Origin of the sequence: Providencia sp. PROV175, assembly GCF_032707045.1 — a bacterium.
Classification (GTDB): Bacteria; Pseudomonadota; Gammaproteobacteria; order Enterobacterales; family Enterobacteriaceae; genus Providencia; species Providencia hangzhouensis.
The window spans coordinates 191,377-211,266 of the sequence record NZ_CP120534.1; the positions used below are offsets into that span (position 1 = coordinate 191,377).

The following is a 19,890-nucleotide window of genomic DNA, read 5'->3' on the forward strand; positions in this document are numbered from 1 at the left end:
TGGCCAAATTTATTAAACCACTACAAACCGCATCTTGCGTTCGAAGCCTTGATGCATGATGCCAGTGAAGCATACTGCGGTGATGTGAGCAGCCCTCTTAAAGCGCGCTTGCCGGACTACCGTGAAATCGAAGGTCGTGTCGATCGCGCTATTCGAGCAAAGTATGGTTTGCCGCTGGTGGAGTCGCCGGAGGTGAAAGTGGCTGATTTGCGTATGCTCGCAACTGAAATGAGTATGTTCGGCCGACATGGTGCCCAGGCGTTTCCGGATCCCGCTAAATATCCACCAGCGGATTTGATGGGGTTACGACTTCTCCCGGCGGAGGAAGCCCGCGTTGCTTTCCTTCAACGTTTCGAGTTGCTTTACCCTGGCGGATAACCCAAAAAAACAGAACCGAGGTATATCAGAAATGATATGCTTCGGCAGATTATAATCCCAACAGGTTAATATCCAATGAAAAGATTGCTTATTTTATTGTCGCTGACCCTTGCGTTACCTACATTGGCTCAAGCTACTACGGCTGAGGGTGAGTTGCCAAAACTGCATCTGAACGAAGAGAACGAGCACATCGCTCGCAAGGTTGCATTTGATTATTTAGCAAATGCAAAGATTTTCATTTCCCAGGGTACGGTTTCTAAAGACACGTTAACCTATGAAGCCATCATTGCAGACCAGAGATGTACCATTGAAATGGAGTTAGAGACCCTCCCGGTTCAGCGCTGGCTCGTCAAAAAGCTCGACTGCAAAAACTGAGATCTGCTGCGCCATTCATATCGGCAGACCTAAGCATGATGTGGTTTGCCAATCTCTTTGCAATTAATCCCCGTTTTAACACCTTCCAAATTTGTCGTCCTTTTAACTTCGTCAGCGGTAAAGGTCATGGTTAACTATTAACACAAAAATAATTAACACATGGAGTTACAATGTTAAATCTGATTGCTCACCTGGCAGAAAGTGGTCATCAAGTTTGGTTCGGTGAAAACGATACTGTGACGGTGACACAGGTTCGTGGTGATTCGCGAGTGGTTCTTGAAAGCATCCTCGCTAAGGAACCAGCGGCCATCCTGAATCTGTTATCCCGTTATGGGGCTAGCGTTAAGGCTGTAGATGATAAACTGCTTATCTGGCGTGACGTAGATGGTGATGACTGGGCCTGCGATCGTGGTCACCTCTATCGTGGCATCAGAGGTGAATATGGTGTTCGCTGGGAAGTGAAGCTGATACATGGCATCAATATCCACTCCCCATTCGATGCCGTGTTCTGGTTTGCTATACCTTGGGCGTCCCGCGTTGATGTGAACGTCCATTTCTCTATCGGTAATTCGCTCCTGGTTGCCGCTCCGGCTTACATCACCCTGAGCGGCCAGTTGGACAAAGAACAAGTTATGGCCTGGGTGAAACTTTCCGGAATGCAAAATGCCACCAGCATTACCGAACGGTAATACGCCATCTAAACTATGGGGGGATCTCCCCCATTCTGTTTTGCCCTCCCCTCTCAAAAAAATATCTTTTTTTCCTTCGATTCGCTTCGTCAGCGGTTACCCGTGGGTGATACTGTTTTTAGAGGCAGTAAACAAAACGAATAACAGTTATCGAGGTCATTACTATGAACGCTATCAACCAAAAACCAAAACGCCCGAGCCAGACTCCGGCTCAGTTCATGCGCATAGCAAACGAGTCCGACCTGTTCAAGAAAGGTCGCACGTTGTGGTACCACTACAGCAGCAGCTTTGGTTATGAGCGTGAGCTGGTTCGTTCTAACACTCAGCGCCTGGCGCATGGCAGTGGTCTGCCGGTCTCGTTCGTTGAGCGTGCCATCAACCATTATCTGACCCACAGATCCACCAGCGTAAGGACAAAAGCGATGAGCGCAATCAACGGTACATACTGGGTCAAGAACGGCCACACATTTGGTTATACCTTTCCTGAGCAACCGAACATCTTAGGCGTTCTGGCAAGCAAGCCGCAGTTAGGTGCGTGCCTGTCTATGGAGCCGCAGCTGATCACCCCATCGGATGACATGCGTAAGGCCACCGTGCAGGACTTCGATTTTTTCCGCGTTGTCGTCCCTTCGGACTTCAAGCCTGAATAAAACCCTCGGTGCTCTTCGGGGCACCCTGCATTGAGAGTTACCTCCATGATTGACGAACTGAAGGGCCTGATCGTAATGCTCCTGGAAGATGCAACGCGTATTCAGCAGTTGGAACCAAACGCCGGAACATCGGCACGCATTCAAGCCGCTAAAAAAGCCTTGGCCTCTGGAGTATTCGACACACTGTTAATGCTGGTGGCTTCCAATTATCGCTTAGCAATTGCAGAAGCTGGGTATGAGTATGTCATTGGCGCTGATGGTTCGCTGATTGTCAGGGATCCTGTCCAATGCAGTAACGGTGCTTTCAAGTGGGTGGAGCACAAAGACGTTGTTCTGCGTAGCAACGATGATGCTATGCAATTCCTCATTGAGCGAAGTTAGGGGGTAGGTATGTTTCCTCAGGGTATAGAGGTGCGCGCACACCGTTACACTCAGGCGGGTGGCAAGCGCATGGTGCAATACAGCACCCCAGGCACCAATGGTTGGCTGATCACTAACGGCAGCGTAAGTGACTTGGCAGATGTACAGTCACGGCACAATGCTTTGCTAATACATGCCCGCGATAACGGCCTATTGGTGAAATCCCTACACTGATTAGCCATTTCAAAACTCGATACCCTGCCCGAACGCGCGTCGAGCGGGGTATGTCTGCTTGCCAATTTTGCGGCCAAGAGTTTGGCTCTGGTTTTCCTGGGGAATGGGATGAAAGGGCGCGTATTTTTTATCGTGATTCACTTCGTCAGCAGTTCGGGTCGTGTGAGAATTTAATGAGTAAACAAAACAAATAACACGAGGAAAACCGATGCATACTTTAGCTGAGTTGTTACGTTACGCAGGTATCACTTCCCATAAACGTACCCTGCTATCCATCCGTCAGCACACGACCAATTGGGGTCGCTCCGGTCGCGGTGTGCGTCAGAAGCCTCGTTACACGGTCTGGTACGACACCGAAGACAATAACGACCGTATTGTCTTTACCTTCGATGCTGTGCTTAACCTCAAACGTACCGCGCCGGAAAAGCTGGCGGATATCGATATTCAAATCAGTCATTACAGTGGCTGGGATCCCGTGAAGCGCAGATTGACCGTCACCCACCCAGAACGCTACCTGAAGGTCGATGGCATGGTTGAAGGTGGCGGTGAGAAGACCAAAGCCCTCTGGCAAGAAATCATCGCGCTGACTGAAGGCATGGAACGTGACGATAAACTGAGTTCGTATGAGATCACGTTCCTCGCAGCTTAATTGACTGACGACTGACCGCTCCGGCGGTCACTCCCCCTTCCCTATACCAATAACGAGGCAATAATGGGATATGAGATAATCATCACCTCTGACGAGGAACAAGCTGTTTTCGATTCACTCTTGGCAAGCGCGCTTACGGGTGTGGCATCTACCCTTTGGGACAATAACCGTCCATCGGGGCCGAGGGATAGCGAAGCGGCTAACGTGGCATTCAATCTTGCTGAAGAAGCCTTTAAACTCAGACAGGCATATTGCCGTCGAGCGTAATTGTATCGCCTCCGGTTACGGGGGCTAATTTCCCAATCTGAGGAATTTGTATGAATTTCGGCACTCGTGAGTACCTGATCAATTATCTGATGAGCAATTTCAAAGAAGGCCAGATGATTGCCATCGATACACTGACGCTCGAAAACGTCGCGGATGTTGCTTCTGACCTTTCCCTGGAACGCGCCCTTACTCCAGCCGAACAGGTACAGGTGCTGAATGCGGTAGTCAGTGATTATGATGTGAATACTGGGGCTGGCTTTGACCATATTCGCAAAGAGATCGCAGCTCTGGGTATTGCCCAACAGGACGGTGACAAATGAAAAAGGGGCTGCGCAAATTTTACTGCACACTGCCAAATGGCAAAGTGCAAGAAGCGGAACTGACGTGGAAAGCTACCCATGCTGTTGCCTGCCGAACTGGAGAGCGTGACTGGTATGCGCACTCGTGGTGCTCTGCAAAATCTGCGGCGTTGCGCTGTGTCGAGTTAACGCAAAAGGAACAGGGCGCTGAAGTTGAGATCTTGGTCGTTAAAGAAGTTCCACCCGCTGCGTAGCGAGTGAATCAAGTCGCGTGAGGTAGAACAATGCTGATACTTACAACCGATCTCATTCCTGATATTTATGCCATACAAAAAATTCATGGGATGGTTCAAGTCATCGCTAATTTTGAAGCCAATAGGCGGGGAGTGATACCGTCAAGGCAAGCTCGCGTCGCATTGGAGGAATTAAGTGCGGCTGCATCCGAGGCGTCAAATGGCGAGGCGAATGCCGTGTACGGTGTTAAAGCAACACCACTCCTGAACGGCGGCATGCTGTATATCGGAACTGCGGTAACCCTCAAGTGATGCAGCGGTAATAAATATGTTTTTTTCATCCTTTTGCCTTCGTCACCGGTTGGTGCTGGTGGATACTGGAAGTCCAACAACTGATAACACAAACGAGGATACACCATGTCTCTGAACCCAACTCTGGTCGCGATGTTCATCTTCAGCAGCTTCAACGAAACCCGCGTCCCACTCATCGTGAATGATGACACCGCGCAGGAACGTATCGACTTCAACGTTGCTGGTGGTGGTGAAATCGAATGTGCCGATTGGATCCGTGAACTGGCTATCGACATCGTTGAAGAGTGCGATGAGACCTTCACCGGGAAAGAAGGGCCGGGCATCTGGTATTACGAAGTGGCTGAAGTTATCGGCGCTAAGATCGCGAACGATGCTAACGAGGGGCACGTTTACCAATGTGACATCGTTAAGTTCGCGCTGGAGCAAACCACCAGCTGGGTTAACTCCTAACGTCCATCCACCAGCCGCCTGCGGGCGGCTTCATTTTATCTGCCGGGAACTCTGCTATGGTCATTAGCAAACTGAAGGTGGGCGATACCGTATGGTCTATCACTCGCCACAAACTGGGGAGCACGAATATTCCCACCGTGTCTGTACACCCTGTCCTGATCGTCGAGGTCAATGAGACCAGTGTTATCGCAAGCTGGAATCACAACAAGCCGAAGCCGTTTGGCTTGAACTCCATCAAGGGATGGAAAAAAGAGAAACCTGTTCTGATCAAGGGGTTGTTTGGTAGTCAGCGCCTTGCCACAAGAGCGGAAGTCGCTGCGTTACAGACTCAATAATTCGTCAAACGTACATTCCCTCTCAAACACAGTAATGCCAGTGCATTGGAGGGGGTGACCTATCTTTTAAATGTGAAAACAACCCCCTTGTTCGCCAACCCCCACCCTGACATTCACGATGCGAATATTTAATAATTGTGCATTACAATGCACTTTTACCTTGTCTTGCGCTCAATTTGCATTAATAATAATGAAAAACAATTAGAGGGCTATTTATGTCAATTCTTGATCAAATCCTGGTCATCGGCCAGCGAATGAAAGCCGAGCAAATTTCTCTGAAAGAATCCATCACCGAAGCCAATACCATCAAGGTCACTGATGAGCAGGTAGATGGCTTAGATAGACTCATTTATAACCATTGCCTGAACAAAACGATGCTCGCTGATTTCTTCGGCAAGTCACGTAATACGTTCACTAAAATTCTGACCGAGTTACAAGATCAGAAAATTATTGGTGAGCCTATCTTCCAAAACAAAAACCACCTTTACACACGATTTGACGTGCAGGCCATCATGAATGAGTTGGGCGCGCCCCGTTACTCCGACATGTATGAGTCTCGGGTTATCGTCGTTGAAAACCACAAAGGTGGTACAGGCAAAAGTACCACGACCGCGACGATCGCCTTGGCGTCAGCTTTGGATTTAAATCTGAACGCGCGTTGCTGCATCATTGACCTTGACCCCCAAGGGTCTATCGGTAACAACCTGATCCGCTCCACCAGCGAAGATGATATCTATCTGACTATCACTGATGTGCTGTTAGCCGAATACGAGCCTGAGGGTGATTTCTCACAGTACATCAACGCCGGTTACTCAGAAGCGGACATCATTGCCAACATTCCGTTTAGCACTCACCTGCCAAATATGGACGTCATCACGGCCTTCCCTACTGATGACCGTTTTACTGATACCTATTGGCGGTTGAACAAGGAAGAGCGCAATACGCTTTTAACGCGCTTTAGAGATGTTGTTATCCCTGTGCTGAAACAGCATTACGACCTAATCTTCATCGACACCCCACCGCAGGACTCACCAATTATCTGGTCTACGAACGAAGCCGCCGACGCCCTTCTCGTTCCTATCACTCCGCGTGAATATGACTTTGCATCCACGACGAACTACATGTTGACGATCGGCGCTCGTCTGCAACAACTTCCATCCAGGGGTGAAAACATCAAATGGATGAAGGTGCTGGCTGTTAATGTCGATGATAAAAGCCAGCACGAAGTTCGCACTCTGAATAAGCTGGTGCGAACTGTGCAGGACAAGTTTATGACTACGAACATCAAACACTCTGAAGCGTTTGTTGCTGCGGCCGAACGAGGCCGCACCGTCTTGGATATCAAGAAGTCAGAAGACCTGTGCCCTGCAAAACAATTTGACATGGCAGAAATGTCAGTCACTTCTGTGTATCAGCAATTTATTAATGAAATCAAAAGTTTTTCGGCGAAAAGTGAGAAATAAAAATGACCGACGTAGAAAGAGGCACAAGCAAGGATATGTATCTGGGTGCAGGCAAGCGAACCGGCTTTGAGCAAAAAAGCGGATTACCACCACTGCGGGGTGCAGGCGCACCTAAGAGAACATTCACCTTAAAAGATGGCCGTAAAGTCGATGCCGAGCATGTTGTCGTTCCTGGCAGTAAAGTATCTGAGCAAACAGTGGTTCACGCCCTCAACCCACGCAACCAGGAAGCGCTCGACGAGAACTCCATGCGTGACATCCTTGAGCAGATCAGGGAAAGAGGGGTGGATACCGAAGGTATCGCTGTCCGCGTAGATGGAATCTATCAACTCATTGAAGGTAGCCGACGCCGCTACTGCTGTGAAAAGCTATCAGCTGATTTACCGCTGTGGGTATTACCAAACGATATCTCAAACGAAGATATCTTCTCTATCATCAGCGCCGCACAAAGCTCTCGCAAATTCTCGTATCGCGAAGTTGGTATGCAGTATTTGAAACTGATGGAAGAGAATGGTTTCACGACCAATGAGGAACTTGCGCAGCATATCGGCATTAGTACCGAGTCTGTCCGTAAGCGGATTCAAGCTGCCCAAATCGACCCTCGCCTGATCGCTCTGTTCCCAGATTGCGAAGGTATCCCGAATACTTTCTATAGCCGTTTAGCGAAGGTGCAGGGTTCGGCGAAGAAGGAAATGATCGACATTGGTGAGCTGTGCCAGGAAGTCCAAGACAACCGTAAGGACAAGCCTGTTGAGAATATTCAGGAGACGCAGAAAGATATCCTGGAAGAAGTAGCCACTATGTTGGAAATCATGGCTGATAAAGCGAAGCCCGCCGCTGCATGGAAAACATCTGATATTGTCGCATTCGAGAACAAGGATCAGTATGCACGAATCAGTTACAGTGGTAACGGCCGGAAAGTCCGCTTTGAGTTTAACAGGCTCAATCAAAAAGTCGTCGAAGACATAGAGCGTCTGATACGTCTGAAGCTAACAAAAAGTCTTCAGGAAGACAGTGAGTAAGTTCTTTTCTAAGCCACCTACCCCGGTGGCTTTTTCTTTACAGCCCTCCCCTCCCCTCATTTCCTGTAGCAAAAACCATTTTTTTCGCCAAAAAAACCAAAGTTTAAAATCGCTTAATAAACAGCGTGTTACGATAGAATATCAACTAAAGCAGAAGAAAAACCAATAAAAACCACCCCCTTGTTCGCCAAAACAAAAAACACCTCCATCCCCCTTCGTCAACTGTAGAACTGCTGGATAATAGAACTCAATACCGCCCTTACTCGTGGATTAAAAATGCAGATCTCAAAGACAACCCATAGCTTTGCCGAGCGTCGCGGTTTGGAACTGACGACCGAAAATAACGACGGTACCGAGTTGCTGTGTATTTGGGAAACCAATAACGATTGGGAGTGGATTTGCAGCTTCCAACCAACTCAAGATCAGCTGGTATTCTTCGGTAATATCTACCTGCCCCAGGAATGCCTGAACGCCATCCCGGCTATCATCGCCGATGAAACTCAGCTGCGTGCGGTGCTCACCAAAATTGCCGAATCACTGAAAACCAAATCCTGACGCTGGAAAGGAAAATCATGAAGACGTGGACGCCGAACGAGAACATCACACAGGTCATTCTGGCATTTGGGCCTCCGGACATTGAAAAGTTTCTGCCAAAATGGGATCTCATCCCTGACGAATTCAAACAGGGAAAGAACCCCTGGATTGCATTCATTGAGCGTTGGTTTTACCACGGGCTTGAATGCCCACCAGCAGCCAAGGAAGGTGTCGAACTGAAATGGGCGCTGGCGCATATCGTGGTTATCCTGAAAAGCTTCGACCCGAAGCACGAACAAAAGATTGCCGGGTGCGCCTATCTTGCCTCGCTCTGGTTTGTGGAGTAAGTGAACTAAACCGCCTTTGTGGCGGTTTAATTTTGGATGTCACTTTGTCAGCGCTGGTGGTGCGATAAAATTAAATCAGTAAATAATAAATCTATGGGATAGAACGATGAGCAGCAAAACCAAATTGACCGCCGAAGAACAAACGGCAAAAGCATACAGCAACTTCCTGGAATCCAAGGGACTGAAGCCGCGTGCTGGTCAACAAGACATGATCCGCTTTTGCTCATCCATCATTACCAACATTCCCGAAGATAACGACAAGCCTATTGTCGGTGTAGTTGAAGCCGGTACCGGCACCGGTAAAACGCTGGGGTACTGCCTGCCGCTGATCCCGTTGGCGATGGAAAAGGGAAAGACTCTCGTTCTGTCTACAGCAACCGTGGCGCTTCAGGAGCAAGTTGTCGTTAAAGACCTGCCGGAAATCCAAAGCCAGGGCGGTCTTAAATTTTCATACGCTATGGCGAAAGGTCGTGGCCGTTACTTCTGCCGACTGCGCTACGATGCGCACGTCGATGCCGAGCATAATGCGTATGGTTACGTTCGCGACGACATGACGAGTCTGGGTAACGAATTCGCAAGTGGTGACTGGAATGGTGAGCGTGATACATATCCGCTGGAGCTTGCCGACAAATCCTGGAACAAAGTTAATGCGGTCGCCAGCCAGTGCCCTAAGATTAAATGCCCGCATTACAAAAACTGCCCCTTCTTTGCCGCGCGTAGCCGACTGGAAGAAGTCGATGTGGTGATAGCTAACCACGATATCGTTTTGAGCGATCTGTCTTTGGGTGGTGGTGTCATCCTGCCACCGCCGAAAGAAACCATCTACGTTTTCGACGAAGGCCATCACCTTACAAGTAAGGCCATTGAGCACTTTGCCGCAAATGCCTCGTTGGATAACACGGCGCGCTGGTTGGGTGACGTCAGTGACATGGTGATGGACATGCAGACCCCTTACGGTGAGAAGATGAATGACCACGTTTACAAGCTGGTGGCGCTGGCATCGGACACGGCTGCCGAGATGATGACAGTTCGCGGAACTCTTTTATCTTCACTCAACTTCCGGAACGACCACGGTAACATTGACGTCTATCGGTTCCCTGAAGGTGACGTACCCAATGATGTGCGCGCACTGTTTAAAAACGGGCTGTACCTGGCAAACCAAATGCAGAGTTTGGTTGAGAAAATGATAATCATCATTGATGAGGCAGGCGATAAAATTGTCGCTGAGGATAATGCCCGCCACAAAATGGCTATCGGTGATTTAAAGAACCGTGTAGAAAACTTGCTTGAAGCGATGAGTCGTTTTGCTGCCCCGGCGAAGAAAGGTGAGTTTGCAGTACCGGTAGCGCGCTGGGTAAACATCAAGCGTGACAATAAATCCGAGGTCATTATTCATAGCAGCCCAGTGCATGCTGGTGAGCAATTGGATAGAGAGCTGTGGAACGAAGCCTATGGGGTGATCATTACTTCAGCGACTTTGCGGACAATGGGCAACTTCAATGCCTACCTGAATGAAGCGGGTTTGAAAATGGACACGCCAACGTTGCTGGCGAGAAGCCCGTTCGACTACGAGAACAACGGTGTTCTGTTCGTACCCAGGATGCGCAGTACCCCAAAGAATGCCGAGGCGCATACCGATGAGCTGATCGAGTTGATGCCTAAGCTGATGTTACGGCGTAAAGGATGTCTGGTGCTGTTTTCATCCCGCAAGCAAATGACAGAGGTGTGTGAGGGTATGCCGGAGGACATCAAAGAGCACATCCTCATGCAGACCACGATGCCGAAAACGGAAATCGTTTCCCGTCATAAGCTGCGTATTGATCGTGGCGAGCCAAGCATTATCTTCGGCATGGCCTCTTTCAGTGAAGGCGTGGACCTGCCTGGGGATTACTGCGATAACGTGATTATTGCCAAGCTGCCATTTAGCGTACCGAGCGATCCGGTTAGTCAGACGATGACTGAGTGGATGGAGAAGGCGGGGCGTAACACCTTTGAAGAAATAACCGTTCCTCAGGCGTGTATCAAACTTATCCAGGCTGTGGGGCGACTCATCCGAACCGAGACCGATACAGGTGCAGTGACGATACTGGACTCTCGCATCAAGAACACACGGTACGGCCAGAACATTCTCGACTCGCTTCCGCCGTTTCGCCGTGTGATCAGATAGTGGTATCATTCGGTAAACAAAACGAATGAATAGGTGTGTAATGGAAAAGTATGAAAGTGTCATCACTGTGGTATTTCAGTTTGTAGGCAAAGTGCCCGCACCTTTTTCCACAAGCAGCCTGTTTGCCGAAAACCTACTGAAGGGCGAGAAACTGTGGAATGACCCTGGGACAGCAGGCAACCTGATGCTGCAAAAAATTCTGGCAGAGCAGGGCGCAGCCGATCACGACGATGGTAAAATTCATACTCGCACTACGGAGCTGAAAACACACGATGAACGTATGGCTTTCCAAAAGCTGGTGGGTTTGCCGCCTTACAGCGATTTGACCAATGCCGTAGGTATCCTGATCGGTGGACTGGAGAAAGCAGGGCGGTTGATTAGTGTGAAAACCACTTCAGCCACCCCGCTACCAAACGGGGAAACTATTATCTCTACCCGTGATGCACAACGTCGTTTGTTCTTCATGAACCAGCACGGGATATGCTTTACGGTAGATAGCCAGTTACTGATCGCTGTCGATAAACTGGAAGGAGCAAAGTTCTTCGCCACAGAAGAAGAGCTGGACGCTGCTGGTGTTAAGCTTTGGGGTGAGAATGGTACAGGTCGCTGGCGCGTGCTGGTGGCTCCGATCGGGGAAGAGATTTGCGGCCTCTTTGAATTCGGCGAGATGACGACCTTGGGTAAACGGCCGGAGGGCAGGATTAACGAACTGTCGTTGTAAGGCAAATCCCACTATGCATAGAAAGCACCTTTTTTGGTGCTTTTTTTGTTTTAGCTATTCGTCAGCGGGTGGAGTGGGATGATACTGATTGCAGGTAAACAAAACAAACAACATAAGGGAATCATCATGAAAACTCTTCTTGCTGCTCTGCGTGTTACTGATCAGGTTCAGCCTGATATTGCTATCCCGGCTTCAGGTAAAACTACTGGCTTTACCTACGACGCTGCCAAGATCGGTTCGTTCAAAGGTGAAACCATTGCTATTTATCCGGCCTGGTCAAAACCTAACTCACACGGCGCGGCCGGTAACCCAACTGAATTCTACGGTGGCTTGCCGCTGTATTCGACCAAGCTACTTGCCTATCAGGCACTGCGTAACGAAATCGAAAAGCGTTTCGCTGCACAGCTTCAGGCGATTGATAAACAGATCCTGGCACTGGAAGACCGTCCATAACCAATAGGGCAGGGGGGTTCCCCCTGTTTATGACAACCACCAGCTGAGGAACGAAAAATGAAAGAACAAGAACTGGTCACCAAAGCGGAACAGCTTATTCAGCGCAATGATGGTTCGCAGGCAAAAATTGTTGCTACGGCAATGTTTGGCGCTGGCCTGCACATGTCGGTCGATGTCTTCGTGCTTCGCCGCGATAGCGCTGACCAGAATTGGCAGCTTTGTAACGACAGGCCACATCCGGATTACAAAACCATGTCCCGTGAGGATTACGTTAAGTTCGGGCGCTCCGAAATGCTGCGCACAGTCACCGCTGGAGAACTGTTGAAGGTCACTGGGATGATCGGTCAACCACTTTCCAATTATCAGTAAAAGCACGGTTGCAGCGCCCCCCATTTTTCCACCAAACATCATGCGGGCCTGGCGTTTTAAAATACCAAAATAAAAGCATCTTTCGAGGTGCTTTTTTTATGTCAAATGCTTCGTCAGCCGTTGGGGGGAGGGGATACTGGTTGCAGGTAAACAAACTAACCGATAACAGGGGTCACCATGAAAGTCATTATCTTCAGCCTCCCAAATTGCCAGCCTTGCCGTATGACCAAAGAGCGCCTGGCCGCAAACGGTGTTGAGTTCGTAGAAGGCAGCATCGAAATTCATCGCGAGCTGTTCCGCAATATGGGCTTCAAGTCTGCGCCGGTTGTGCTGGTGGAGCCTGATGCAGGCGAAGCGGTGTCCTGGTCGGGTTATCGCCCCGATTGTATCAAGGCGCTGATTGACGGAAAGCCAGAAGGCGATGCTATCTCTGGTTATACCCGGATGTGTGTCATGATCGAGATGCGCGAGCCTGAACTGTTTTCGGCTCCTGGCGAAGCCAAGTAAGAAGGTGAATGCCGTGAGCTATCAAACCGTCGCAATCCCTCCAGCCTTAGGGCTTCAACCACCAAGCGGGGCTGACGTTGTCTTGCTCGCCGAGCTGACACAAGCGCTGGTGGATGCAAAAGTCGAAATGAAAGTGATGCTGGAGCCTATCAACTGGACGCCGCCTTCCGGCCGTCCGGTGATGTACCGACAGGACGCTATCGACGTACTGTTTAAAGCCGGGGTTCCTGTTGATGCGGGCGAAGTAGTGTCGGCCACCAGCAATGCCGTGCAGCCGATCGACGATGCCGAGCTGGAAGCGCTGCTGGATATGCGTGACGAAATGGCTGGCACAGATTCGTTTTACAAAGCGCTGGATGGCGCGCTGGATGGCATTCTGGCTCGCCTGTATGCCGCTGAACGTCAAACCAATCACTAAGAGTATCGATAATGACTGTACACGACTTTGTATCAGGAGCGAGTGGCATTTCACCCTTTGCCATTGTTATGTTGGCCTTTTTCATCCTCTTTTTCGTCGTAGCGTGCTGTATCCCTCGCCCATCATTGGGTCTGATGGTGGCGGGCGGAATTGCTGGGCTGGGTGCAATTGCCACAATTCTTTGGATTAACTTTGCTTAGACCTTAAGGCGATTTGTCATTAATGGGCCATTTAAACCAGATTTTATCGGCTATCGGTAAAACACCAGAAGGGCACGCTACCCTGGGTTATTTTCTTCTTGGGCTGATGAGTGTGATATTCGGTTGGGCCCTTTTTCAATTCAACAGCGAGAATGACATTCCTAAACGTTACCGCGTGATGTTGTCACTTTCTCTCTGTGCAATATGGCTGAGCATAGCCATAGAAATCATCGACCATCTCTGAGGAAAGTCGAATGTCACCAGTTCTGATGAACAGTTATTTTTGCGGTGCCGGGCTGATGGATATCGGCCTGAAGAATGCCGGTATTCAGATCGCCCAGTCTTTCGAACTGGACGAAGATGCCGTTAAGACCTATCGCCACAACCTGGGCGACCATATCAAACACTGCGATATCACACAGGAAATGGTGCTGGAGCAGGATAGCTGCCACGGCATGTCGTTTACCTATCCCTGTACGAAGTATTCGACGATCGGCGACATCCACGGCACGCGAACGGGTGATGAGCTATTCCTTCACGCACTGCGCCACCTGGCTGTCGCCCGGCCTGAGTTCTATGTCATTGAAAACGTGCCGGGCATGCAGGCTTTCCCGGTCGTTATGGAAGCCATGACCAAGCTGGCGGGCTATTTCATTCAGGTATTCTGCCCCGTGAAATCTGAGCTGTGGGTACCGCAGCGTCGGCACCGCCTGATCATCATTGGCACACGACGCCCGTTCGATATCCGCCCGCCGGAAAATACGCGCCCAATCCCCCTCAGCGCGATTTTAGAGGATAACCCGGATGTTCGTATCCCTAAGTCGGTAGAAACACGCCTACAGGGCGGATATCGCGATTTACCCATCATTAGCGACCCGGCCAAAGACGATATCGCGCCGACGTGTGTAGCTCACTATGCAAAGGATAAATCGACACGATTAGTCGTTGATAAACGTTTCCCTCTGGGAGCGCGTCCGTATTCAGTGCGTGAATATGCACGTTTGCAAGGGGTTCCAGACTGGTTTGAATTCCCGGTATGCGATACCTCCGCGTATAAGCAGATCGGTAACGGTGTCAGCACCTACGTCGGCGAGTGGGTAGGGATTGAGATGATCCGCTACATGGCGCAGGTTAGCGATAAGTTTTCCCTCATTCATTAACCCTGGAGAAAAAGATGAAATTAACGGAAGAGCAAAAAGCCGACCGTCGGGAACTTGCCATGCTGGTTCAGTATGCCGCTTTGGCATACGCACTGTTTGGTGCAGGCGTCGCGGGAATTCTGGGAGCGTTGGATATCAACTCACTGTGGATGGGAGTCGCGATTGCGCTGGTTTCTCATGTTCTCATTTTTTCCAGGCCTTCTGTCCGAGAGAACTTCCCTGAAACCATCTATTGGTTATCGCTGTGGGCGTGTGCCCTTGGCGGGCCGATCGTGATCGGTTTCGGTCCCTTTGAACCACCGTTTAAAAACCCACTCATTATGGCCGCGCTGATTGTGTTCATCGTTACAGCGCTATACCGTCGGCAGGAAAAAAAGGATATGCAGTAATGAGCCACTCACCAGCTAAAACCACCAGCGAACAGATACTGGAAGCGGGGCTGCGGATAATTCACACCTGCACGCACAGCGATCACCAGGGGTATTATGTGATAGGCAAAAACAGGGCTGTCTTATCCGATTGTGCAACGGTTAAGGCCTATGACGGCGGGGCTGTATCGGTTGAGTATTTCCGTCCTGGCAATATCCCCCTGGTGGTCGTTAACAATGATGATTGGCTCAAAATCATCACTCACCTGTTAAATGAGCCACCTGCACCATCATCGCTAGGCCGGATCCCTTTAGAACTGGTGAATTTTCTGGAGAAGATTGCGGGGCAAACACTGTCGCCTGAAGCCCGCATCCGCGCGCGCGATCTGGCTGAAGGTGAGTGCTTTAAAAATGAAGTGCTCACGTTAACGACGCTGTTCAACGTCTGGATGAGGGATCCGCTGCTGACTGAGTTCGTCTCGCCGCTGAAGCAATATACATTGCCAGGAGAGCACGCCAAACATTTCTGGTCATGTTGCAAATGACAGGGGCGAAAGCCCCTTTTTTTGTACCTGCAATAGCTTCGTTGGCTGAGAGGGCGGGGCGATACTGGTTGTGGAATATAAGCGCCCTTTGGATGGAAAAACGAAACAATGACTACTGAACAGAAACCCTCGCTCGCGACCGGTGCGCCATTAAACGCGGAAACCTGGGCTGATTTTGTCTCCCGCCTGAAATATCACTGCGTCGGCAAAGGCGTTGATGAGCACTGTACCGCAGACCCGTTGTTCGTCGTTCAAAAGAAACGCCTGATCACGGGGCTGGATATGGACTACATCGAAGACCGGCTGGTGGCCATAGATGATGCTCGCTGGTTTAGCCCCCAAGAATACTGGGATGACCTGGATACGGACGAGCGAAACGAGCTCAACCAAAAATGCCAGGCCGAATACCAAGCTGATTTTCTGGCTATTCGCGTCGATCAGCAATGGGATGTGCTCGGCGAGTTACCAGAGCATACCGTAACCGGCTACGTCTGGGAGTGGGAATACGTCAACGCACACTTCACGCGCGAAGCCGCGCAGGCCTTCATTCAACGCAAAAAGCACGACTACAACAAGTTGGAAATTTTCGTCGATTCGCAGTATTGGGCGAAGGAGTTCAACACCATCCGCGACGCCATTTTGACTGGCAAACTGGTATATCAGGAGAAGAAAGATGACACCAATTGAGATCCAAGGTCTGCTGGACGGCAAATGCATTCCTCGCGACATGAAGGTCAACGAGCCGCTGGTGAATTATCTGGCGCGCAAATTGACTGAAGGCGAGCAGATGCGCGCTGAGAACATCCATCTGGTGGAAGAGCTCAAGCGCGTGACCGACGGTTTGGAGTTTTTCTCCTACAGTACCGACGGCGGTTACGATGAGCACGACAGCGCCGACAAAGCCCGAAAAGCCGCTGAAGAGCATATCGACTACTACCGGGGAGAGGCCTGTGACGGCTGGCCTGAAGAAACAGACCAGGTTGTTTGGGGTATCGTCGTGCAACGCGCCAGTCAGACCGACCTGCGCGAAGTGGGGCCGGAAGACAGCGTGGGCCGTCACATCACTCAGGTTTGTGACTATGCACTGATGCCTGCACTGGAAAACAGCCCGACGAAAGGTTACATCCCGACGTCTGAAGTGGAACAGCTGATGGCTGAAGGTAAAATGCTGAAAGATGCTCATGCGGCCATTCTTGAGCACATCGACGTGACGGACAAAGGCGCGGCCGGTACTGCGGCTATGATCGCAAACGACGCTCTCCACAACACGGACTACCCGGCGATTGAACGCGGCCTGCGGAAAATCAAGAAGGATGCCACCATCGCAGCGGCAAACCATGCCGGTAACATTGCGCAGGAAATGACGCGTGAAACTAGCCAGGAAGTTGTCAAGGCCGTCGGTCGTCGCCTCCTTGTGCTGGCGGAACATGTAGGGAACGGCCAATGAACAACCTGAAGGCAACGATGCGCCGGATGTTGGATGGCGATGATATGGACTGCGTGAGCGATCGCACAGGTAAAAGCGGCGACTACTGCGAAGGCTTTGTGGACGGTATGCACGAAGCGCTTAACCAGCTGACTGAAGGCGTTGCACCTTTGCTGGCTGGGGCTGAAATCGCTGGGTTGGAGCGCTTTGTTGCTCGCATGTACCAGCGCGCTAATCAGCTAGTGGACGACAGCATGAGCACGGCGCTGATTAACCAGGCGCGCTCTGCGGCGGTATTGGCTGAGCAGATGATCAGCGAACTGAAAGGTGAAAGTAGGCAGTTATAGTCCCAACTTAGCAGTTCTTACTGACCAAGTTGGGATTGTACAAATTTTAATGTCTGCTCATGCCGTAATTTACAAACGACATTTTGGTTCGCGAAGACGCCTGAAAACGTTTTCGCCTGCTCTTTCGGAAGTTGTTTGATCCAGCGAACACCAACAACCCATTCTGAAAGCTCTTCATTGTCAGCGTTTTCGTCTGGGTATTGCGCTTTTAATCCGGCAGAGAGAAGAGGAACATTTGAATCAGTAATGAAATCGCGAATCATAACTGCTGATTTGGTTACTTCTCCAAAACCGACATAACCACATCCCTTCATGTAAGCATAAATTTTGTCACCAACTGCAAGTCGCTTAAGCGCAGATGAATACACTTTCCCTTGACCTGCGCCAATGAATCCAAATTTTCTATTATCATCCCAAGTTCTATATTCGCATTCACCTACATTCACGAACCAACTACCAGTCCAATCATCTTGACTTGAAGCAATGACTCTTTGCTTAACTTCTTTTCGTTCAATATAATCTTTAGCCTCCGGTAACGGAATAATCGTTTCAGGCTTAATAAATAGCTCCCCATTGGAATCAACATATGGAGCCAAGCGAGTGCATTGAATGTCTACACCATATTCTCGCAACCATAATACTGCTGAGATGACTTCCGAATTGAACTCCTTTGAGGCCAAGATAATATGCTGTTTAGTGTTAAGTGACGTGATATCAGCATCGATAAATTGCTCAATTTCTTTTGTTGCATCAAATTCTGATTTACCTAAATACGACGCGTATTGCTTAAAAATCTCACTGGGTAAAAGGCTTGAGCAATACGATGCATATTTTATTGCCTGCCATTCAACGGACGAGCCTGAATCATCCCTTTTTAGTTCTACAATAACAAGTGCTGCCGATTTATTCACGCAAAGCAAATCAAGACGCTTGTTGGAAGTAAGGGTGACCTCTTTTCCAATAACAAGGAGTTCCTGGCCTAAAATAGTTGGACTTTTTTCGATCCACTCCTGAATATCAAAGCGTTCCTTTAGCCCAAGCTCCGAAAAGCTTGTTGGTTTTAGTTTGATTAATGACTTATTTTCTACATCAACACGAAACATTGGTTATATCTCCTTTCAGAGGTTTCCCCCTCTTGAATATGCCATACTTGGCACGATAAGGCTGCCAAAGATAGTACGATAGCTCTGCTTTCCTCATAACAGAACATCGGGGGTTGATTGGAGTTCCAGTAAATAAGGAATAAAAAAGATATTAATTTTCATTTAATTCTTCATTACAATATTGACGATGTTCTTCCAAGTGAATTTCTAATGGCCAATGTCGTTTATCACTTGGTAATCTTAGTTTTTGCCCATCAAGTTCTGCATATTCTGTTCCAGCTAACAAATCAGATAACCTAATTAACATTTTGGAATCAATCCAAAGCAAGCCTCGGTCAAAAAGAGTATGAATGTCTGTTTTAAGTAACAATCCATGCTGGACTTGGGTGTGCCAGAGGCCTTCATAGGGAATTATATGAGCAGCCTCTAATAACACTTGGATAGAACACCCTGTCACAGCGCACTTACCCTCATAAGCTTCAATCAGCTTTCTTCTGAACGCTGGCTGGCCTTGTCGAATAACAACTTCACGTAAAGCTTTTAATCGGGAATCAACTTCTTCTTCAGATAAATCAGCAAATAATTCATCCCTAGCTTCCACAACTAAGCGATCACATTGCCTAGGGGAAATAATGCGCTTTGGCGTTTTGCCATCATCACTAATATCCCAAACTCCATGAAGCTCCTGAACATATAGCTCATATCTTGTATTTCTCAATTTTCCTGTACGGAATAATAAGTCATATGGGCTGCCCTGATCAGAACGTGCATTTTTGCGGCTACCAAGATATCTATATCTGGCCTTGCTGTTAACTGTTAATGCATCTAATTGAATACGAACTTCAGATTCCTTTAACGGAGCATTGCTATTAAGAATCCATTTGACAATATCCACTGCTGAAGCAGAACTAAGCTGAGTGACAGCATACCAAACACGAAGATATTGAGGATGAAGCATTTCTTCAGGAATAATCCCCGGAATGTCTGCTACATAAGTTGAAAAGTTATGAAAACGAATCCATTCTCCCCATTGCCGAGAATGAGTGCTAATACCAGTTCGATGGGGCTCACGTTTTCGTATTTCATTGTTAAATTCCTGACGGCTAGGAGCGCGGCCAAGTTTTTCATAAAGATCATCACAACAGTCCCAAACCGCCCGCACTAGCAAGCCAGTTGGATAGCCATTTTTATTTAATTCCATAAGCCCCTCTAGCAAAAATGAATTGAGCTGAGTAATAACAGATTCCGTTACGACGTTCACTATAATTCATTAACGCAACTGTAGCGAATGACAACTATCAAATTAAAGTGTATGGAAGGTTGTGAGTGCCAAACCTTCCAACACAAAATATCCATTCTATACATCACTCATGCCTCATGCCAAAAATCAGATCGGTAAGCAATAAAATAGGCGCCTTCAATAACTTCGTCAGCTGAACGGGTGGGGTAATACTGGTTTCACGGCAAGCAACACCGCCACACAATCCATAAATAATTTATGCGCCATCA

33 protein-coding genes are annotated in these 19,890 nt (G+C 49.0%); 31 read left to right on the forward strand and 2 right to left on the reverse strand.

Annotated features, from left to right (window positions below; translation table 11 throughout):
• Window positions 1-51: 51 nt before the first annotated feature.
• The 31 genes from P3L44_RS22180 to P3L44_RS21845 all read left to right on the forward strand — a co-directional run bounded on the left by P3L44_RS22180 (window position 52) and on the right by P3L44_RS21845 (window position 17,278).
• Entirely contained in the window at window positions 52-378 is a 327-nt protein-coding gene (locus P3L44_RS22180) for an HD family hydrolase (protein ID WP_370661374.1), read from the forward strand.
• A 75-nt stretch (window positions 379-453) separates the two neighbouring features.
• Window positions 454-753, forward strand: a complete 300-nt coding sequence (locus P3L44_RS21700; protein WP_042847189.1) for a hypothetical protein — start codon at window positions 454-456, stop codon at window positions 751-753.
• A gap of 170 nt (window positions 754-923) precedes the next feature.
• Complete coding sequence (locus P3L44_RS21705) at window positions 924-1,442, forward strand: hypothetical protein (protein ID WP_042847185.1); 519 nt, start codon at window positions 924-926, stop codon at window positions 1,440-1,442.
• Window positions 1,443-1,606: 164 nt separating this feature from the next.
• Window positions 1,607-2,092, forward strand: a complete 486-nt coding sequence (locus tag P3L44_RS21710; RefSeq protein WP_237072366.1) for a hypothetical protein — start codon at window positions 1,607-1,609, stop codon at window positions 2,090-2,092.
• A 75-nt stretch (window positions 2,093-2,167) separates the two neighbouring features.
• A complete protein-coding gene (locus tag P3L44_RS21715; RefSeq protein WP_162762190.1) occupies window positions 2,168-2,473 on the forward strand; it encodes a hypothetical protein in 306 nt (101 codons plus the stop codon).
• A gap of 30 nt (window positions 2,474-2,503) precedes the next feature.
• Window positions 2,504-2,686 (forward strand): hypothetical protein, encoded by a 183-nt coding sequence (locus P3L44_RS21720; protein WP_162762199.1) that lies wholly within the window; start codon window positions 2,504-2,506, stop codon window positions 2,684-2,686.
• Window positions 2,687-2,894: 208 nt separating this feature from the next.
• Window positions 2,895-3,335, forward strand: coding sequence for a hypothetical protein (locus P3L44_RS21725; RefSeq protein ID WP_042847174.1), 441 nt, complete (start codon window positions 2,895-2,897; stop codon window positions 3,333-3,335).
• Window positions 3,336-3,398: 63 nt separating this feature from the next.
• Complete coding sequence (locus P3L44_RS21730) at window positions 3,399-3,602, forward strand: hypothetical protein (protein WP_042847172.1); 204 nt, start codon at window positions 3,399-3,401, stop codon at window positions 3,600-3,602.
• Window positions 3,603-3,652: 50 nt separating this feature from the next.
• Entirely contained in the window at window positions 3,653-3,922 is a 270-nt protein-coding gene (locus P3L44_RS21735) for a hypothetical protein (protein WP_042847169.1), read from the forward strand.
• Window positions 3,919-4,155 carry a hypothetical protein gene (locus tag P3L44_RS21740; protein WP_042847168.1) on the forward strand — a complete coding sequence of 79 codons (237 nt, stop codon included), beginning with the start codon at window positions 3,919-3,921 and terminating at the stop codon, window positions 4,153-4,155. The genes P3L44_RS21735 and P3L44_RS21740 overlap by 4 nt, the downstream gene beginning before the upstream one ends.
• Before the next feature lie 30 nt (window positions 4,156-4,185).
• Entirely contained in the window at window positions 4,186-4,446 is a 261-nt protein-coding gene (locus tag P3L44_RS21745) for a hypothetical protein (RefSeq protein ID WP_042847166.1), read from the forward strand.
• A gap of 105 nt (window positions 4,447-4,551) precedes the next feature.
• Complete coding sequence (locus P3L44_RS21750; protein WP_042847164.1) at window positions 4,552-4,896, forward strand: hypothetical protein; 345 nt, start codon at window positions 4,552-4,554, stop codon at window positions 4,894-4,896.
• A 56-nt stretch (window positions 4,897-4,952) separates the two neighbouring features.
• Window positions 4,953-5,231 carry a hypothetical protein gene (locus P3L44_RS21755; RefSeq protein ID WP_042847162.1) on the forward strand — a complete coding sequence of 93 codons (279 nt, stop codon included), beginning with the start codon at window positions 4,953-4,955 and terminating at the stop codon, window positions 5,229-5,231.
• 215 nt (window positions 5,232-5,446) lie between these two features.
• Window positions 5,447-6,694, forward strand: coding sequence for a ParA family protein (locus tag P3L44_RS21760; protein WP_042847160.1), 1,248 nt, complete (start codon window positions 5,447-5,449; stop codon window positions 6,692-6,694).
• A 2-nt stretch (window positions 6,695-6,696) separates the two neighbouring features.
• Complete coding sequence (locus P3L44_RS21765) at window positions 6,697-7,716, forward strand: ParB family protein (RefSeq protein ID WP_042847158.1); 1,020 nt, start codon at window positions 6,697-6,699, stop codon at window positions 7,714-7,716.
• Between the two features lie 276 nt (window positions 7,717-7,992).
• Window positions 7,993-8,271 carry a hypothetical protein gene (locus P3L44_RS21770; protein WP_166268101.1) on the forward strand — a complete coding sequence of 93 codons (279 nt, stop codon included), beginning with the start codon at window positions 7,993-7,995 and terminating at the stop codon, window positions 8,269-8,271.
• Between the two features lie 17 nt (window positions 8,272-8,288).
• Window positions 8,289-8,597, forward strand: a complete 309-nt coding sequence (locus P3L44_RS21775) for a hypothetical protein (protein WP_042847153.1) — start codon at window positions 8,289-8,291, stop codon at window positions 8,595-8,597.
• A 106-nt stretch (window positions 8,598-8,703) separates the two neighbouring features.
• Window positions 8,704-10,764, forward strand: coding sequence for an ATP-dependent DNA helicase DinG (gene dinG, locus P3L44_RS21780; protein WP_072035186.1), 2,061 nt, complete (start codon window positions 8,704-8,706; stop codon window positions 10,762-10,764).
• Window positions 10,765-10,804: 40 nt separating this feature from the next.
• Window positions 10,805-11,485 carry a hypothetical protein gene (locus P3L44_RS21785; protein WP_052219373.1) on the forward strand — a complete coding sequence of 227 codons (681 nt, stop codon included), beginning with the start codon at window positions 10,805-10,807 and terminating at the stop codon, window positions 11,483-11,485.
• A 78-nt stretch (window positions 11,486-11,563) separates the two neighbouring features.
• On the forward strand, window positions 11,564-11,938 hold the full coding sequence (locus P3L44_RS21790; protein WP_042847151.1) for a hypothetical protein: 375 nt from the start codon (window positions 11,564-11,566) through the stop codon (window positions 11,936-11,938).
• Between the two features lie 57 nt (window positions 11,939-11,995).
• Window positions 11,996-12,307, forward strand: a complete 312-nt coding sequence (locus tag P3L44_RS21795) for a hypothetical protein (protein ID WP_042847150.1) — start codon at window positions 11,996-11,998, stop codon at window positions 12,305-12,307.
• Between the two features lie 177 nt (window positions 12,308-12,484).
• Window positions 12,485-12,814: a glutaredoxin domain-containing protein gene (locus tag P3L44_RS21800; protein WP_052219372.1), complete on the forward strand. Its 330-nt coding sequence runs from the start codon at window positions 12,485-12,487 to the stop codon at window positions 12,812-12,814.
• 13 nt (window positions 12,815-12,827) lie between these two features.
• Window positions 12,828-13,232, forward strand: a complete 405-nt coding sequence (locus P3L44_RS21805; protein WP_042847149.1) for a hypothetical protein — start codon at window positions 12,828-12,830, stop codon at window positions 13,230-13,232.
• 11 nt (window positions 13,233-13,243) lie between these two features.
• On the forward strand, window positions 13,244-13,432 hold the full coding sequence (locus P3L44_RS21810; RefSeq protein WP_042847147.1) for a hypothetical protein: 189 nt from the start codon (window positions 13,244-13,246) through the stop codon (window positions 13,430-13,432).
• Between the two features lie 22 nt (window positions 13,433-13,454).
• Window positions 13,455-13,676, forward strand: a complete 222-nt coding sequence (locus tag P3L44_RS21815) for a hypothetical protein (protein ID WP_042847145.1) — start codon at window positions 13,455-13,457, stop codon at window positions 13,674-13,676.
• 10 nt (window positions 13,677-13,686) lie between these two features.
• A complete protein-coding gene (locus P3L44_RS21820; protein WP_080750912.1) occupies window positions 13,687-14,592 on the forward strand; it encodes a DNA cytosine methyltransferase in 906 nt (301 codons plus the stop codon).
• Window positions 14,593-14,606: 14 nt separating this feature from the next.
• Window positions 14,607-14,981, forward strand: coding sequence for a hypothetical protein (locus tag P3L44_RS21825; RefSeq protein WP_042847144.1), 375 nt, complete (start codon window positions 14,607-14,609; stop codon window positions 14,979-14,981).
• A complete protein-coding gene (locus tag P3L44_RS21830) occupies window positions 14,981-15,505 on the forward strand; it encodes a hypothetical protein (protein WP_042847142.1) in 525 nt (174 codons plus the stop codon). Before P3L44_RS21825 ends, P3L44_RS21830 begins: the two co-directional genes overlap by 1 nt.
• A 108-nt stretch (window positions 15,506-15,613) precedes the next feature.
• A complete protein-coding gene (locus tag P3L44_RS21835; RefSeq protein WP_237072369.1) occupies window positions 15,614-16,192 on the forward strand; it encodes a hypothetical protein in 579 nt (192 codons plus the stop codon).
• Entirely contained in the window at window positions 16,179-16,952 is a 774-nt protein-coding gene (locus P3L44_RS21840) for a hypothetical protein (RefSeq protein WP_213914251.1), read from the forward strand. Before P3L44_RS21835 ends, P3L44_RS21840 begins: the two co-directional genes overlap by 14 nt.
• Window positions 16,949-17,278 (forward strand): hypothetical protein, encoded by a 330-nt coding sequence (locus tag P3L44_RS21845; protein WP_042847137.1) that lies wholly within the window; start codon window positions 16,949-16,951, stop codon window positions 17,276-17,278. Before P3L44_RS21840 ends, P3L44_RS21845 begins: the two co-directional genes overlap by 4 nt.
• A 17-nt stretch (window positions 17,279-17,295) precedes the next feature.
• Here P3L44_RS21845 and P3L44_RS21850 read toward each other — a convergent pair whose 3' ends face one another.
• Window positions 17,296-18,381: a hypothetical protein gene (locus tag P3L44_RS21850; RefSeq protein WP_042847135.1), complete on the reverse strand. Its 1,086-nt coding sequence runs from the start codon at window positions 18,379-18,381 to the stop codon at window positions 17,296-17,298.
• Between the two features lie 151 nt (window positions 18,382-18,532).
• Entirely contained in the window at window positions 18,533-19,582 is a 1,050-nt protein-coding gene (locus P3L44_RS21855; protein ID WP_052219370.1) for an HNH endonuclease, read from the reverse strand.
• Window positions 19,583-19,890: the final 308 nt, after the last annotated feature.

What these genes read in the sequence shown, in the direction of transcription:
- P3L44_RS21750 (WP_042847164.1), top strand. Translation starts at nt 4,552, where the DNA reads ATGTCTCTGAACCCAACTCTGGTCGCGATGTTCATCTTCAGCAGCTTC.
- P3L44_RS21850 (WP_042847135.1), bottom strand. Translation starts at nt 18,381, where the DNA reads ATGTTTCGTGTTGATGTAGAAAATAAGTCATTAATCAAACTAAAACCA.
- P3L44_RS21810 (WP_042847147.1), top strand. Translation starts at nt 13,244, where the DNA reads ATGACTGTACACGACTTTGTATCAGGAGCGAGTGGCATTTCACCCTTT.
- P3L44_RS21735 (WP_042847169.1), top strand. Translation starts at nt 3,653, where the DNA reads ATGAATTTCGGCACTCGTGAGTACCTGATCAATTATCTGATGAGCAAT.
- P3L44_RS21705 (WP_042847185.1), top strand. Translation starts at nt 924, where the DNA reads ATGTTAAATCTGATTGCTCACCTGGCAGAAAGTGGTCATCAAGTTTGG.
- P3L44_RS21785 (WP_052219373.1), top strand. Translation starts at nt 10,805, where the DNA reads ATGGAAAAGTATGAAAGTGTCATCACTGTGGTATTTCAGTTTGTAGGC.
- P3L44_RS21745 (WP_042847166.1), top strand. Translation starts at nt 4,186, where the DNA reads ATGCTGATACTTACAACCGATCTCATTCCTGATATTTATGCCATACAA.
- P3L44_RS21725 (WP_042847174.1), top strand. Translation starts at nt 2,895, where the DNA reads ATGCATACTTTAGCTGAGTTGTTACGTTACGCAGGTATCACTTCCCAT.
- P3L44_RS21775 (WP_042847153.1), top strand. Translation starts at nt 8,289, where the DNA reads ATGAAGACGTGGACGCCGAACGAGAACATCACACAGGTCATTCTGGCA.
- P3L44_RS21760 (WP_042847160.1), top strand. Translation starts at nt 5,447, where the DNA reads ATGTCAATTCTTGATCAAATCCTGGTCATCGGCCAGCGAATGAAAGCC.
- P3L44_RS21830 (WP_042847142.1), top strand. Translation starts at nt 14,981, where the DNA reads ATGAGCCACTCACCAGCTAAAACCACCAGCGAACAGATACTGGAAGCG.
- P3L44_RS21755 (WP_042847162.1), top strand. Translation starts at nt 4,953, where the DNA reads ATGGTCATTAGCAAACTGAAGGTGGGCGATACCGTATGGTCTATCACT.
- P3L44_RS21795 (WP_042847150.1), top strand. Translation starts at nt 11,996, where the DNA reads ATGAAAGAACAAGAACTGGTCACCAAAGCGGAACAGCTTATTCAGCGC.
- P3L44_RS21835 (WP_237072369.1), top strand. Translation starts at nt 15,614, where the DNA reads ATGACTACTGAACAGAAACCCTCGCTCGCGACCGGTGCGCCATTAAAC.
- P3L44_RS21840 (WP_213914251.1), top strand. Translation starts at nt 16,179, where the DNA reads ATGACACCAATTGAGATCCAAGGTCTGCTGGACGGCAAATGCATTCCT.
- P3L44_RS21845 (WP_042847137.1), top strand. Translation starts at nt 16,949, where the DNA reads ATGAACAACCTGAAGGCAACGATGCGCCGGATGTTGGATGGCGATGAT.
- P3L44_RS21765 (WP_042847158.1), top strand. Translation starts at nt 6,697, where the DNA reads ATGACCGACGTAGAAAGAGGCACAAGCAAGGATATGTATCTGGGTGCA.
- P3L44_RS21730 (WP_042847172.1), top strand. Translation starts at nt 3,399, where the DNA reads ATGGGATATGAGATAATCATCACCTCTGACGAGGAACAAGCTGTTTTC.
- P3L44_RS21700 (WP_042847189.1), top strand. Translation starts at nt 454, where the DNA reads ATGAAAAGATTGCTTATTTTATTGTCGCTGACCCTTGCGTTACCTACA.
- P3L44_RS21770 (WP_166268101.1), top strand. Translation starts at nt 7,993, where the DNA reads ATGCAGATCTCAAAGACAACCCATAGCTTTGCCGAGCGTCGCGGTTTG.
- P3L44_RS21815 (WP_042847145.1), top strand. Translation starts at nt 13,455, where the DNA reads ATGGGCCATTTAAACCAGATTTTATCGGCTATCGGTAAAACACCAGAA.
- P3L44_RS21790 (WP_042847151.1), top strand. Translation starts at nt 11,564, where the DNA reads ATGATACTGATTGCAGGTAAACAAAACAAACAACATAAGGGAATCATC.
- P3L44_RS21740 (WP_042847168.1), top strand. Translation starts at nt 3,919, where the DNA reads ATGAAAAAGGGGCTGCGCAAATTTTACTGCACACTGCCAAATGGCAAA.
- P3L44_RS21855 (WP_052219370.1), bottom strand. Translation starts at nt 19,582, where the DNA reads ATGGAATTAAATAAAAATGGCTATCCAACTGGCTTGCTAGTGCGGGCG.
- dinG (WP_072035186.1), top strand. Translation starts at nt 8,704, where the DNA reads ATGAGCAGCAAAACCAAATTGACCGCCGAAGAACAAACGGCAAAAGCA.
- P3L44_RS21820 (WP_080750912.1), top strand. Translation starts at nt 13,687, where the DNA reads ATGTCACCAGTTCTGATGAACAGTTATTTTTGCGGTGCCGGGCTGATG.
- P3L44_RS21715 (WP_162762190.1), top strand. Translation starts at nt 2,168, where the DNA reads ATGCTCCTGGAAGATGCAACGCGTATTCAGCAGTTGGAACCAAACGCC.
- P3L44_RS21800 (WP_052219372.1), top strand. Translation starts at nt 12,485, where the DNA reads ATGAAAGTCATTATCTTCAGCCTCCCAAATTGCCAGCCTTGCCGTATG.
- P3L44_RS21710 (WP_237072366.1), top strand. Translation starts at nt 1,607, where the DNA reads ATGAACGCTATCAACCAAAAACCAAAACGCCCGAGCCAGACTCCGGCT.
- P3L44_RS22180 (WP_370661374.1), top strand. Translation starts at nt 52, where the DNA reads ATGCATGATGCCAGTGAAGCATACTGCGGTGATGTGAGCAGCCCTCTT.
- P3L44_RS21825 (WP_042847144.1), top strand. Translation starts at nt 14,607, where the DNA reads ATGAAATTAACGGAAGAGCAAAAAGCCGACCGTCGGGAACTTGCCATG.